10 protein-coding genes are annotated in these 14,455 nt (G+C 61.9%); 2 read left to right on the top strand and 8 right to left on the bottom strand.

Annotated features, from left to right (window positions below; translation table 11 throughout):
• Positions 1-176: 176 nt before the first annotated feature.
• The 8 genes from moaA to EPZ47_RS13080 form a co-directional block, all read right to left on the bottom strand.
• On the bottom strand, positions 177-1,169 hold the full coding sequence (gene moaA, locus EPZ47_RS13115) for a GTP 3',8-cyclase MoaA (protein WP_135845157.1): 993 nt from the start codon (positions 1,167-1,169) through the stop codon (positions 177-179).
• A 25-nt stretch (positions 1,170-1,194) separates the two neighbouring features.
• The gene (locus EPZ47_RS13110) at positions 1,195-2,166 is read right to left on the bottom strand and encodes a peptidylprolyl isomerase (RefSeq protein WP_135845156.1); all 972 of its coding nucleotides are present in this window, start codon (positions 2,164-2,166) and stop codon (positions 1,195-1,197) included.
• 10 nt (positions 2,167-2,176) lie between these two features.
• Complete coding sequence (gene narI, locus EPZ47_RS13105; protein WP_135845155.1) at positions 2,177-2,857, bottom strand: respiratory nitrate reductase subunit gamma; 681 nt, start codon at positions 2,855-2,857, stop codon at positions 2,177-2,179.
• Positions 2,850-3,605 carry a nitrate reductase molybdenum cofactor assembly chaperone gene (gene narJ / locus EPZ47_RS13100; RefSeq protein ID WP_135845154.1) on the bottom strand — a complete coding sequence of 252 codons (756 nt, stop codon included), beginning with the start codon at positions 3,603-3,605 and terminating at the stop codon, positions 2,850-2,852. The genes narI and narJ overlap by 8 nt, the downstream gene beginning before the upstream one ends.
• A gap of 2 nt (positions 3,606-3,607) precedes the next feature.
• Positions 3,608-5,146, bottom strand: coding sequence for a nitrate reductase subunit beta (narH, locus tag EPZ47_RS13095; protein ID WP_025213361.1), 1,539 nt, complete (start codon positions 5,144-5,146; stop codon positions 3,608-3,610).
• Between the two features lies 1 nt (position 5,147).
• Positions 5,148-8,921, bottom strand: a complete 3,774-nt coding sequence (locus tag EPZ47_RS13090) for a nitrate reductase subunit alpha (protein ID WP_135845153.1) — start codon at positions 8,919-8,921, stop codon at positions 5,148-5,150.
• 64 nt (positions 8,922-8,985) lie between these two features.
• The gene (locus EPZ47_RS13085; RefSeq protein WP_135845152.1) at positions 8,986-10,383 is read right to left on the bottom strand and encodes a NarK family nitrate/nitrite MFS transporter; all 1,398 of its coding nucleotides are present in this window, start codon (positions 10,381-10,383) and stop codon (positions 8,986-8,988) included.
• A complete protein-coding gene (locus tag EPZ47_RS13080; RefSeq protein ID WP_406550168.1) occupies positions 10,361-11,662 on the bottom strand; it encodes an MFS transporter in 1,302 nt (433 codons plus the stop codon). The genes EPZ47_RS13085 and EPZ47_RS13080 overlap by 23 nt, the downstream gene beginning before the upstream one ends.
• Positions 11,663-11,968: 306 nt before the next feature.
• Here EPZ47_RS13080 and EPZ47_RS13075 point away from each other — a divergent pair, with 306 nt between their 5' ends.
• Together EPZ47_RS13075 and narL are read left to right on the top strand one after the other, a co-directional pair.
• Positions 11,969-13,768: a HAMP domain-containing protein gene (locus tag EPZ47_RS13075; protein WP_135845150.1), complete on the top strand. Its 1,800-nt coding sequence runs from the start codon at positions 11,969-11,971 to the stop codon at positions 13,766-13,768.
• Positions 13,765-14,412 (top strand): two-component system response regulator NarL, encoded by a 648-nt coding sequence (gene narL / locus EPZ47_RS13070; protein ID WP_123413743.1) that lies wholly within the window; start codon positions 13,765-13,767, stop codon positions 14,410-14,412. The genes EPZ47_RS13075 and narL overlap by 4 nt, the downstream gene beginning before the upstream one ends.
• Positions 14,413-14,455 lie beyond the last annotated feature (43 nt).

The following is a 14,455-nucleotide window of genomic DNA, read 5'->3' as shown; positions in this document are numbered from 1 at the left end:
TGGCTCCAGACACTACATATAGATTTTCATGATCTTTAAAACACAACATGCAGTGGATGGTACGGACAAAGGCACGGGTTGCAATTGATCGATATCAAGAATCGAGGGTGGGTCAGCAGCATTGAGGTTGACCTTGCTCGCGATGGCGGCGGTACATTCAACATATGTAGTGAAGCTCACCCCCCACTCATGTTCATGAACCGCACAATCTGCACCTCCCCGCCAGGGTTGAAGTCGTGGCGCAAGGGTTTGCCGCGCAACGCCTGCTGCACCGCCTGGATCAGCGGCTGGTCGTCCAACGGATAGCGGCGCAGCAAGCCACGCAGGTCGAGGGAATCCTCTTGCCCAAGGCACAGCAGCAACCGTCCTTCAACGGTCATGCGCACGCGGTTGCAACTGGCGCAGAAGTTATGGGTGTTGGGCGAAATGAAACCGATCCGGGTCTGCGGATGCCGCTCCAGGCGTACATAGCGCGCCGGGCCACCGCTGTTTTCAGTGCTGTCGAGCAGCCGGTGATGGCTGGCGATCTCAGCCCTGACTTCATCACTGGAACAGAACGATTCACCCCGGGAACGCCCGACCTCCCCCAAGGGCATTTCCTCGATAAAGCTGATGTCGATCCGCTGCTCGATGGCGTACTGCACCAACGCCGGGACTTCATCGAAGTTGCGCCCTTTCATCACCACGCAGTTGAGTTTGATCCGTTCGAACCCGGCCACCTTCGCCGCTTCAATGCCAGCCAGCACCTGATCCAGGTTGCCGTTGCGGGTGATCGCCCGGAAGCGCTCGCCGTCCAGGCTGTCGAGGCTGATGTTCATGCGCTTGACGCCAGCGTCGACCAGCGGCCGTGCCAGTCGTCCCAACTGCGAGCCGTTGCTGGTCATCACCAGTTCCCGCAGGCCGGGCAATGCCGCGATCTCGCGGCACAGCCCGACGATGCCCGGACGGATCAACGGCTCGCCACCGGTCAGGCGAATTTTCTTCACCCCCAGGCCGACGAACAACCGCGCCAGACGTTGCAACTCTTCCAGGGTCAACACCTGCTGGCGCGGCAGGAACGTCATGTTCTTCGCCATGCAATACACACAGCGAAAATCACAACGATCGGTCACCGACATCCGCAAATAATCGATCTGGCGCCCAAACCCGTCCTGCAACACCGCGTTCATGTATGTCCCCTGATTGAACCAGTGCTCACTGCACCAGCGGCGAGTCGGCGCCCTGAAGATGAATGCCACGGATGTCCGCCGCACCGATCAGGGTTTGCAGGTACTGCACCAGCGCTTTTTGCCACACGCCCTGCTGCAACTGGGTGCGAATCGCCGTCGCCACCACCTCGTAAGGCAACGGCTGGCCTTCGATGCGCTGGTCGATGCTGATCACGTGCCAGCCGTAACGACTTTCCAGCGGTTTGCTGGCCAGGCCCGCCGGCAGGGTGAACAACTGGCGTTCCAGCTCGGGCACGGTCTGCCCCTTGCTGATCTGTCCCAGCGAGCCGCCCTGCTCCTTGGACGGGCAAGCCGAATGCATCAGCGCCAGTTCGGCGAAGCTGCCCGGGAACTGGTCAAGCCGTTCCAGCAGCAACTCGGCCTGGACATGGGCCTGATCGCGGGCCTCGGTATCATCCGGCGCACATTCGAGCAGAATGTGCCGCACCGCCAGCAACGGTGCGCTGTGAAAGCGCGCCCGATTGCTCTCGTAGTAACGCAGGCAAGTGGCCTCGTCACAGTTCGGCACCTGCACCTCACGCTCAAGGAGCAGCCGCGTGGCCGCTTCCTCTTCGTTTTCACCGGCGCCGACCTGCAGTGCCAGACCCAACTCGGCGATGCGCTGCTGAAGCAGTTCGCGTATCACCAGGGCCCGGGCGGCCTGGTAGACCGCATCCTCGCGGCTCTCGGCCGGGTGATATTGCAGCTCCTGAGCCATCGCCTGCGGGGTGATCGACACCCCGTTGACGCTGATGATCGGCCACTCCTGCTCACTGCTGGCGATCAATTGCGCCGGGGCTTCATCACCCGCCGCCGGCTCGGCCTGGGCCGGTTCGAACTGCACCGCTCCTGTCGATTCGACATCGGCAACCGGCGCGCTCACCGGTGCCGCTTTTGCCGAAGAACCGCAGCCGCCGCTGCCGCCACCACTACCGCCACATCCGCATCCACTCGTCATGATCTTCTCCTCAAAACTTCTGCCGAACGATTTGATAACGACGTCCCAGGTACCAGACCGGCGCACTGACGATGTGGACCAGACGAGTGAACGGGAACAACACGAACAGCGTCAGGCCCAGCAGCACATGGAGCTTGTAGACCAAGCCCACTGGTGCGATGGCCGTAGCCGCTTCCACCGGACGCAACAGCACGGTGTTCTGGGCCCAGTCGGCCAGCATCACCATTACCGATCCGTCCATGTGGGCGGTGGACGCGACGATGGTCAGCAGCCCCAACACCAGTTGCACCAGCAGCACCACCAGCACCAGAATGTCCGAGGTACTGGACGTGGCGCGGACCCGTGGGTCGGTCAGGCGCCGATTGATCAGCATCACCAGGCCGATCAGGCCCAGGACACCGAAGAAGCCGCCGGAGACCATCGCCAACAACTGCTTGTTCTCGGTGCTCAGCACATGGTGGTAAATCGCCGATGGCGTCAGCAGCCCGACGAAGTGCCCGGCCAGCACGAACAGCACGCCGACGTGGAACAGGTTGCTCGCCACGCGCATGCCACGATTGCTCAGCATCTGGCTGGAACCGGCCTTCCAGGTGTACTGGGACAGGTCGAACCGCGCCCAGCTGCCGAGCAGGCAAATCGCCAAGGCGATATAGGGGTAGACCCCGAACAACAACAGATCCCATTTAGACATTGCCCACCTCCCCGGCAGGCGCAGCGGCCCGCCCTTCATGCTGAAAATCCACCCAGTGCAACGGCACCGCGCTTTCGTCCCGCGCCTTGCCCGGCGCGCTCGGCAGTGAACTGCAACGGTCCTGCTGTTCGGCTTTCATGAAATCCACCGCCTCCTCTTCCCAGATCCTGTCCAGGGCTTCGAGTGAGTCGTCCCGTGGCTCGGCCTTCACTTGCTCACGCAACTCGGCCACCGCCACCTGAGGCTCGGCCCCAGCGATTTGCAACAAGGCCCGGAAGCAACTGGCGTAGGCGCTTTCACGCTCATCCAGGCGCGCCGCAAGCAAGGCCAGCAGGTGCGCCACATCGGCCAGGCCCTCGCGGGCCTCGATGTCTTCGCGAGTGGACAAGAACTCCAGGTACAGCGGGATGTAATCGGGCAGCTCCTTGACGCCGATGGCAAAGCCGGCCTCTTCGTACTGGGCCATCATGTCCACCATGGCCTGGCCGCGGTCGCGGGACTCGCCGTGGACGTGTTCGAACAACAGCAGCGACAGCGAACGGCCCCGGCCGAACAGCGCGCCGTAATGCTCCTGGCCGTCCATCAGGTCCTTGCCGCAGATCACCTCGAGCAACTCGAACAACCCGGCGCGCTGGTTCGGACTGATTTCCCTCGCTTGGAGAATCGCTTGTTCCAGCTCATCCCGAGCGGCCACCAGGGTCTCGGTCGGATAATCGAGCAGCAACGAAATCACTTTGAGAATGCGCATGCTCACTCCTCCCACAACTGCACGGTTTTGATTACGTCGCGGCGGTTGGCTTTCTTGCCGCCGAACATGTTGGTGTCGGAACTGCCGCTGCAACCGCTACCAAAGCTGAAGCCACAACCGGAGCGTTCGGCGAACGCATCGCTCATGGCGTCTTCGCGGTGGGCGCTTGGCACGACAAACCGATCTTCGTAGTTGGCAATGGCCAGGTAGCGGTACATCTCTTCCACCTGGTTCACGCTCAAGCCGACGTCGGCCAGCACTTGCAGATCCTGCACGCCGTCCACTTGTTCGGAACGCTTGTAGGCACGCATCGCCAGCAGGCGCTTGAGGGCGCGCTTGACCGGTTTTTCATCGCCAGCGGTGAGCATGTTCGCCAGGTAACGCAGCGGGATGCGCAGGCTGTCGACATCCGGGATCACCCCGTTCATGCCCACGGTGCCAGCGGCGGCCGCGTTTTGGATCGGCGAGAGTGGCGGCACGTACCAGACCATCGGCAAGGTGCGGTACTCCGGGTGCAGCGGCAGCGCGAGCTTCCAGTCCACGGCCATTTTGTAGACCGGCGAGCGTTGCGCCGAGTCGATCACCGACTGCGGCACGCCATCGGCCAGGGCCTGGCGAATCACCGCCGGGTCGTTCGGGTCGAGGAAAATCTCCAGTTGTTTTTCGTACAGGTCCTGCTCATTGGCGGTGCTGGCCACTTCGCTGATGCGGTCGGCGTCATACAGCAGCACACCGAGGTAACGAATCCGTCCGACGCAGGTTTCAGCACAGACTGTCGGCATCCCGGCTTCGATGCGCGGGTAGCAGAAAATGCATTTTTCCGACTTGCCGCTCTTCCAGTTGAAATAGATCTTCTTGTACGGGCAGCCGCTGATGCACATGCGCCAGCCGCGGCACTTCTCCTGGTCGATCAGGACAATGCCGTCCTCTTCGCGCTTGTAGATCGCGCCGCTCGGGCAGGACGCCGCGCACGCTGGGTTCAGGCAGTGCTCGCACAGGCGCGGCAGGTACATCATGAAGGTGTTTTCGTACTCGCCGTAGATGTCCGCCTGGATCTTGTCGAAATTCTTGTCCTTGCGCCGTTTGGCGAATTCGGTGCCGAGGATTTCCTCCCAGTTCGGGCCCCATTCGATTTTCTGCATGCGCTTGCCAGACACCAGTGAACGCGGCCGCGCGGTGGGCTGATGCTCGCCCAGCGGCGCGGTGTGCAGGTGCTGGTAGTCGAAGTCGAACGGTTCGTAGTAGTCGTCCAGGCTCGGCAGGTCCGGGTTGGCGAAGATGTTCGCCAGCACGCGGAACTTGCCGCCAATGCGCGGGTTGATCGAACCGTCGGCGTTGCGGATCCAGCCGCCCTTCCACTTGTCCTGGTTTTCCCATTCCTTGGGATAGCCAATGCCCGGCTTGGATTCGACGTTGTTGAACCAGGCGTATTCCATGCCTTCACGGCTGGTCCAGACGTTTTTGCAGGTAATCGAGCAAGTGTGGCAGCCGATGCATTTGTCCAGGTTCAGGACCATGCCGATTTGTGAGCGAATTTTCATCTCAGTTCTCCTCGATATCAGTCGGCAGTGGACGCGGCAGATCATCGCCACTGGAACCATCGAGCCAATCGACTTTGGACATCTTGCGCACCACGACGAACTCGTCGCGGTTGCAACCGACCGTGCCGTAATAGTTGAAGCCATAGGCCTGTTGCGCATAGCCACCGATCATGTGGGTGGGCTTGAGCACCACGCGGGTCACCGAGTTGTGGTGGCCGCCACGGGTCTTGGTGGTTTCCGAGCCGGGCACGTTCACGATCCGTTCCTGAGCGTGATACATCATCACCATGCCTTCCTTGACCCGCTGGCTGACCACCGCCCGGGCGGTCAGCGCGCCGTTGACGTTGAAGCATTCGATCCAGTCGTTGTCCTCGATACCGGCGCGCTTGGCGTCGATTTCCGAGAGCCAGACAATCGGTCCGCCACGGCTCAAGGTGAGCATCAGCAGGTTGTCGCTGTAAGTGCTGTGGATGCCCCACTTCTGGTGCGGGGTGATCCAGTTCAGGACGATCTCGGTCTGGCCATTGCTGCGCTTGCCCTTCACGCCTTCGATGGTGCGGGTGTTGACCGGTGGCCGGTAGCTCATCAACTGCTCGCCGAACGCCTGCATCCACGGGTGATCCTGGTAGAACTGCTGGCGGCCGGTGATGGTGCGCCATGGGATCGACTCGTGGACGTTGGTGTAGCCGGCGTTGTAGCTCACGTGATCGTCTTCCAGGCCAGACCAGGTCGGGCTGGAAATGATCTTGCGCGGCTGGGCCTGGATGTCGCGGAAACGAATCGCCTCGTGCTCCTTGGAGATGGCCAGGTGGCTGTGGTCGATGCCGGTGAACTCCGACAGTGCAGCCCAGGCTTTCACCGCGACATGGCCGTTGGTTTCCGGGGCCAGGGACAGGATCACTTCGGCGGCGTCGATGGCGCTGTCGATCTTCGGCCGCCCTTGACTGATACCCGCCTCGACTTCCTTGTGGTTCAGTTCGCCGAGGAATTTAACTTCAGTGTCGGTGTTCCAGTTGATGCCCTTGCCACCGTTGCCGAGCTTCTCGAGCATCGGGCCCAGGGAGGTGAACTGCTTGTAGATGTTCGGGTAGTCGCGCTCCACCACCTGCAGGTTCGGTGCGTTCTTGCCCGGGATGGGCGCCACACCGGCACTTTTCCAGTCGGTGCCGCCAAAGGGTTGGGCCAGCTCGCCGACGCTGTCATGCATCAACGGCACGGTGACCAGGTCTTTCTCGACGCCCAGGTGGCCGACCGACATGGCGGAAAACGCCTTGGCGATGCCTTTGTAGATTTCCCAGTCCGAACGCGACTCCCAGGCCGGATCGATAGCGGCCGACAGCGGGTGAATGAACGGGTGCATGTCCGAGGTGTTCATGTCGTCTTTTTCGTACCAGGTGGCGGTCGGCAAGACGATGTCGGAATACACGCAAGTCGAGGACATGCGGAAGTCCAGGGTAGTCACCAGGTCGAGCTTGCCAATGGCGCCCTCGTCGACCCATTCGGCCTCGGTGGGCTTGCACTCGGTGCTATGGCCGATGTCTTCGTTCATCACGCCGTTCTTGGTGCCCAGCAGGTACTTGAGCATGTACTCGTGGCCCTTGCCAGAGGAGCCCAGCAGGTTGGAACGCCAGATGAACATGTTGCGCGGGAAATTCACCGGGCTGTCGGGCTGCTCGCAGGCAAAGCGCAGGGAACCGTCCTGCAGTGACTTGACCACGTAGTCCTTGGGGTCCAGGCCAGCGGCGGCGGCATCGCGGCAGATGTGCAGCGGGTTGGTGTTGAGCTGCGGCGCGCTCGGCAACCAGCCGGCCCGTTCGGCGCGGATGTTGTAGTCCAGGGCGTGCTCGGGGAATTGCGATTTGTCGGCCAGGGGCGAGAGCACATCGTGCATGCTCATCTTCTCGTGGCGCCATTGCGAACTGTGGCCGTAGAAGAAGCTCGTGCCATTCATCTGCCGTGGCGGACGGTTCCAGTCCAGGCCGAAGGCCAGGGGCAGCCAGCCGCATTGCGGACGGAGTTTTTCCTGGCCGACGTAGTGGGCCCAGCCACCGCCGGTCTGGCCGACGCAACCGCAGAGCATGAGCATGTTGATCAGCCCACGGTAGTTCATGTCCATGTGGTACCAGTGGTTCATCGCCGCACCGACGATGATCATCGAGCGTCCACGGGTCTTGTCGGCGTTGTCGGCGAACTCGCGAGCGATCTGGATCGCTTTCTCGCGGCTCACGCCAGTGATCTGCTCTTGCCAGGCCGGGGTGCCAGGCACCGAGGCATCGTCGTAGTCCTTGGCAACGTTGGCGCCACCCAGGCCACGGTCAATGGCCAGGTTGGCCGCCGACAGGTCGAATACAGTGGCGACTTTCGCCACGCTGCCATCGGCAAGCACCACGCTGTGCACCGGCACCCGACGGAACTGCACCGCATCACCGGCCACGTGCTGGAAGTACTCCTGGGCTTCACCGGCAAAATACGGGAACGCCACCTCGGCGACGTCGCCACCGATCAGGCTCAGCTTGAGGTCGATCTCACGCCCTGCGCCGCCTTCACGGGGCAGGATGTTCCACTTGCCCTTCTCGCCCCAGCGATAGCCGATGGAGCCTTGGGGCGAAACCAGTTCGCCGTCGGCATCCAGGGCAATGGTTTTCCATTCCGGGTTGTTGTCCTGGCCGAGGTTGTCGGTCAGGTCGCTGGCGCGCAGGAAACGGTCCGGCTGATAACCGGCACCCGGCGCTGCGCCGAGCATCGGCTTGAGCATCACCAGCACCGGCAAGTCGGTGTAGCGCTTGGCGTATTCGGTGAAATAGGCGCTAGGCTTGTCCAGGTGGAATTCTTTGAAGATCACATGGTTGAAGGCCTGGGCCAGCGCGGCGTCGGTGCCCTGCTTGGGGTTGAGCCACAGGTCGGTGAGCTTGGCGACTTCCGAGTAATCCGGGGTGATCGCCACGGTCTTGGTGCCCTTGTAGCGCACCTCGGTGAAGAAGTGCGCGTCGGGGGTACGGGTCTGCGGAACGTTGGAGCCCCAGGCGATGATGTAGTTGGAGTTGTACCAGTCGGCCGATTCCGGCACGTCGGTCTGCTCACCCCAGACCATCGGCGAGGCCGGTGGCAAGTCGCAGTACCAGTCATAGAAACTCAGGCACACGCCACCGATCAGCGAAAGGTAACGCGAACCGGCGGCATAGCTGACCATCGACATCGCCGGGATCGGCGAGAAGCCGACCACCCGGTCCGGGCCGTGTTCCTTGACGGTGTAGACGTTGGCCGCGGCAATGATCTCGTTGACTTCCTCCCAATTGGAACGGATGAAACCGCCCATGCCACGCTTGCTTTTATAGGCGTCAGCCTTGGCCTTGTCCTCGACAATGCTGGCCCAGGCCTCCACTGGCGGCAGGGTCTGCCGGGCTTCGCGCCACAGCTTGAGCAATGGCTTGCGGATCTTCGGGTACTTGAGCCGATTGGCACTGTAGATGTACCAGCTGTAGCTGGCGCCACGAGGGCAGCCGCGCGGCTCGTGATTGGGCAGGTCGTTGCGGGTACGCGGGTAGTCAGTCTGCTGGGTTTCCCAGGTGATCAGGCCGTTCTTGACGTAGATTTTCCACGAACACGAACCGGTGCAGTTCACCCCATGGGTGGAACGCACGATCTTGTCGTACTGCCAGCGGGAGCGGTAGACGTTCTCCCAGTCGCGGGACTCCTTGCGGGTCTCGCCATGACCGTCGGAAAACTCGCCTTGCTTGCGGTTGAAAAACCGCAGTTGATCCAATAAATGACTCACAGTGTGTTCCTCTCAGGCTTGCTCCGCGGGGTCTGCGCCCCGCCCACGCAGGTTTAGGTTCGGCTTAGCAAGGTGTCGCGGCGCCCTTGCGGGCGTACCACCACCAAGTCACCACGATGCAGCTCAGGTAAAAGCCGACGAACATGTAGAAGGCCATCTCCGGGCCGCCGGTCAGGGCCATCGAAGTGCCAAATGATTTGGGAATGAAGAACGCCCCAAAGGCGCCCATGGCCGAGCTGAAACCCAGCACCGCGGCCGATTCCTTGCCGGCGTTCTTGAGCGCTTGCTCGCGTACCTCGGGCTTTTTGCCCAGGGCGGCTTTTTCATGCAGGGTGCGGAAGATCACCGGGATCATCCGGAAGGTGGAACCGTTGCCCACGCCGGTGGTGATGAACAGCAACATGAACATCCCCAGGAAGCCGTAGAAGCTGCCACCCTGGCCGTTCTGCGGCAAAAAGTGCAGGACGCCGAAGACCATCGCGATCATCAGGACGAAGTTCCACAGGGTGACCTTCGCCCCACCGAGCTTGTCCGCCAGCCAGCCGCCCAGTGGCCGCACCAAGGCACCGACCAGCGGGCCGAGGAAGGCGAATTTCAGCGCGATGACTTCCGGGAACGAGGTCTTGATCAGCAGTGGAAAGGCGGCAGAGAAACCGATGAACGAGCCGAAGGTTGCCAGGTACAACCAGCACATCAGCCAGTTGTGCTTGCGCTTGAAAATCACTGCCTGCTCGCTGAACGAAGCGCGGGCGCTGGACAGGTCGTTCATGCCGAACCAGGCAATCAGGGTCACGGCGAGGATGAACGGCACCCAGATGAAACCGGCGTTTTGCAGCCACAACGAGCTGCCGTCGGCCAACACCTGTGGCTGGCCGCCCATGAAGCCGAACACACCGAAGGAGATCACCAGCGGCACGCTGAACTGCATCACCGACACACCCAGGTTACCCAGCCCGGCGTTCAGGCCCAGGGCGGTGCCCTGCTGGGACTTGGGGTAGAAGAAGCTGATGTTGGACATGCTCGAGGCGAAGTTGCCGCCCCCAAAACCGCAGAGCAGCGCGATCAGTACGAACACGCTATAAGGCGTGGCCGGATCCTGCACGGCGAAGCCCATCCACAGCGCAGGCACCAGCAGCGACGCGGTGCTCAGGGCGGTCCAGCGCCGGCCACCGAAGATCGGCACCATGAACGAATAGAAGATGCGCAAGGTCGCGCCGGACAGCCCCGGCAGGGCCGCCAGCCAGAACAGCTGGTCAGTGGTGAAGCTGAAGCCGATGGCGTTCAGGCGCACGATCACCGTGCTCCAGACCATCCACACCGCGAAGGCCAACAACAGCGCCGGGATGGAAATCCACAGATTACGGCGTGCGGTCTGTTTGCCGCTGCGCCCCCAGAATGCAGGGTCTTCCGGGCGCCAGTCATGAATGACCGGGCCTTTTTCAGGCGTTTGCAGAACGGACATGTTCTTCTCCTTGGGCAATGCTGGAAAACGGGGACTGACTGGCCGGCGCTTGTTTACCCAGCAGCGGGCGCTTGCGCACTTCGCTCAGGTACATCCAGATCAGGGAGACCCAGACCACGCCGTACATCAACATGAAGCAGGACGAGCGCACGCCGGTGAGGTCCACCAGGGCGCCAAACATGATCGGCAGCACGAACCCACCCAAGCCGCCGGCCAGGCCGACGATGCCGGACACCGCACCCATGTTTTTCGGGTAGTCGTTGGCGATGTATTTGAAGACCGAGGCCTTGCCGAACGCGAAGGCGATGCCCATCACGAACAGCAGCACGGTGAACAGCGTGGCGCTGAGGCCGATGTGGAAGTCGACGAGGCCGTTGACGGTCTGCACTTGCAGTTGGGTCTGGGGGTAGGACAGCAGGAACAGGCAGATCCAGCTGACCCACAACACCCACCAGGTCACGCTCTGGGCACCCCAGCGGTCGGACATCCAGCCGCCGACGGCCCGCAGCACGCCGCCGGGCAGGGAGAAACACGCCGCCAGCAGCGCTGCGCTTTGCAGGCTGAAACCGTATTCCTGCACGTAGTACTTGGTCATCCACAGGGCCAGGGCCACGTAGCCGCCGAACACGATCGAGTAGTACTGGCAGTAGCGCCACACCGCCGGTTCTTTCAAGGTTTTCAATTGCTCGCGCAACGTGGCGCCGCCAGTGCCGCTGTGTTCCTTTTTCTCGCTGGTGAGAAACCAGAACAGCAGCGCAGTGATGAACAGGATGGCGCTGAACACTTTCGGCACCAGGTGCCAGGAGCCGAAGGCGATCAACGCCGGAGCGAGGAACTTGGTCACCGCAGCCCCCGCGTTGCCCGCACCGAAGACGCCCATGGCGAAACCCTGGTTCTGCTTGTCGAACCATTTGGCGACGTAGGCGATGCCCACCGAGAACGAACCACCGGCCAGGCCGACGAACAGGCCCAGCACCAGGAACTGCCAGAAAGCGGTCGCCAGGGTGATCAGGTACAGCGGCAACACGCAGGAGAGCATCAGCAGGAAGAACACGATCCGTCCGCCAAAGCGGTCGGTCAGAAGGCCCAGGGGCAAACGCACCAGCGAACCGGTCAGCACCGGGGTGGCGGCCAACAGGCCGAATTGGGTTTCGTTGAGGGCCAGCATTTCCTTGATCGGGACGCCGAGCACGGCAAACATCATCCAGACCATGAAGCACACGGTGAAGGCCAGGGTACTCATCCCTAGTACCAGCCCTTGTTGCATTTGCGCTCGCATCACGATGCACTCCGTCAGTTCGATGAGCGCAGCCTAGTGATGCGAACCCCGCAAAAACTTGACCTGGGTCAACGTGCCCCAAGGCGGTACTGGCCTATGCTTGGCCCGCCTACCTCTAAGGAGGTAGACCCTGATATCGATAAAACCCTTTATTTATCAACATCTTGATCACGTCTGCCGAAGCTTTTATCGAAACGGAGCGGCGGGCAACTCTTTAGAGGTAGTACGCCAAGGATCGGCGACTACACCCCAGGTCCAGGCGTCGCCCATGTTCGGGTTTCAGATTTTCTTGCAGAGTCAGCCTCAATGATGGGCTGGCTGCGCAGCTCCCTGCCCGCTCGCGCCGGCGTGGCGGTGATCCTCATCGCCATCCTCGCCCTGGCCAGTTCGTTGAGCGCCGGGTTGATCGCCTGGTTCAGCCAGGGCGACGCCGCGGCCATCAACACTGCCGGCTCCGTACGCATGGAGACCTACCACCTGAGCTGGAAACTGGCGGCCGGGGCCACCGGTGAGGTCCCGGCAATCATCGACAGCCTGCAACAGCGCCTCGACAGCCCCGCCTTGCGCGCCGTGCTGGAAGATGGGCCGACAACCTCCCTGCACCAGAGCTACCAGAACCTTGTGCAACGCTGGAACCAGACCTTGCGACCGGCCATCGAGCGCGGCGATGCGGCGTTTTTCCAGGCCAGCGCCAGCTCTTTCGTTGAGCAACTGGACCAATTTGTCACCCTGCTGCAACGCCAGAGCGAACACAAACAGGGCTGGCAACAGACGATCCAGGGCATGGCGCTGTTCAGCACCATGATCATCCTGCTGATCGGCCTGTATGAGTTGCAGTACGGCGTGGTCACACCCTTGCAGGAATTGGTGGAAGCCACCCAGCGCTTTCGCCGTGGCGAGTTCCAGGTACGGGTCAATCATCAATCCGCGGATGAGTTGGGCCAGTTGGCGACGAGCTTCAACACCATGGCCGAGACCATTGAGCAATCCCACCGCACCTTGGAAAACCAGGTCCAGCAAAAGACCCTGAACCTGCAACAGGCCAATGCCGCCCTGGAGTTGCTGTATCAGAGCAGCCGCAACCTCGCCACCCGCCAGGCCAACGCCGAAGGGCTCGATGAATTGATCCGGCGCTTCCAACAGCGACTCCCTGGCCTGCGTCTATCGCTGTGCCTGCAAGGGCAATTGCAGGCACCGGCCCGGCAACTGCTGGCCCTGCATGGCGCCAACAGCCGCGAGGTGTGCGCCAGCAGCGATTGCGCCACCTGCCAGAAACATCACACCGCTCGTCCGCAGACGTTCAGCATCAGTAACCAGGGCAATGAACTGGGTGAACTCAAGGCGCATTTTGTCGACGGCCACACGGCGCAACCCTGGGAAACCGCACTGATCCAAGCCTTGGCGAACCTGATTGGCACATCACTGTCGCTCAAGCGCCAGCGTGAACAGGACCATCGCCTGCTGCTGCTCGATGAGCGCACAATCATTGCCCGCGAGCTGCATGATTCCCTGGCCCAGGCTTTGTCGTACATGAAGCTGCAAGTCAGCCGCATGCAGACCCTGATGCGTCGGGGCGAGCCGGTGCAAACCCTGGAGACCGTCACCGGCGAACTGCGCGAAGGCCTCAACAACGCCTACCGCCAGTTGCGCGAATTGCTGACGACCTTCCGCCTGCAGATCCACGACGACGGCCTGGTCGAGGAGCTCAAGGACACCGCTGAAGAGTTCTCCAACCGAGGCGACTTCAAAGTGCACCTGTTCGTTGACACCCTGGCTTTCGAGCTGTCAGCCAGTGAGCAAATCCACATCCTGCAGATCACCCGTGAGGCCCTGTCCAACTGCCTGCGCCATGCCCATGCCGAGAACGCCTGGCTCGAACTGCGCCAGGAAGGCGAGACGGTGCGGCTGTCGATCGAAGACGATGGCCGGGGCTTTAGCGGCGAGGTCGACCAGCGCGAACACCATGGGCTGAACATCATGAACGAACGGGCCCGCAGCCTGCGCGGCCAATTGCAGATTCTCTCCCGAGCCCCCCAGGGCACCCGTATCCAGGTGCATTTCCAACCGGAATTCCTGGGCCAACACACCGAAGGCCTCGCAACATGAACGCCCCTCTGCGTCACACCTTGCTATTGGTCGACGATCACCCGATGATGCGTCGCGGGATCCGCCAGATGCTTGAGCTTGAAGACGATTTGCAGATCGTCGGCGAAGCCAGCCACGGCGAAGAAGCCCTGACGCTGATCGAACCGCTCAAGCCCGATCTGGTGCTGCTGGACAACAACATGCCGCAGATGAACGGCATCGAAACCCTGCGTCGGCTACGCGCCATGCACTACACCGGCAAGGTGTTGCTGTTCACCGTGTCCGACGCCGAAGACGACATCCGCGATGCCCTGCGCCTGGACGCCAACGGCTACCTGCTCAAGGACATGGAGCCTGAACTGCTGATCCAGTACATCCGCGACGCCCTCAACGGCGCGCTGGTGATCAGCCCCGGCCTGACCCGCGTCATGGCCCAAGCCCTGCGCTCCCCGCCGCGCCAGACCGATGTGGAACTGACCGAGCGCGAACGCCAGGTGCTCAAGACCATTGCTGGCGGCTACAGCAACAAAGTCATCGGCCACAAACTGGGCATCACCGAAGGCACGGTCAAGGTCCATGTGAAAAACCTGCTGCACAAGCTCGGCCTGCGTTCACGGGTCGAAGCGGCCGTATGGGCCATGGAGCATCTGCGCGGAGCGGGCTAGCCCAGCCAGCACATCCCCCCTGTGGGAGCACAGCTTGCTCGCG

It is taken from the genome of Pseudomonas viciae (assembly GCF_004786035.1).
In the GTDB taxonomy this organism is placed as follows: Bacteria; Pseudomonadota; Gammaproteobacteria; order Pseudomonadales; family Pseudomonadaceae; genus Aquipseudomonas; species Aquipseudomonas viciae.
This window is presented reverse-complemented; position numbering and strand designations above follow the sequence as displayed.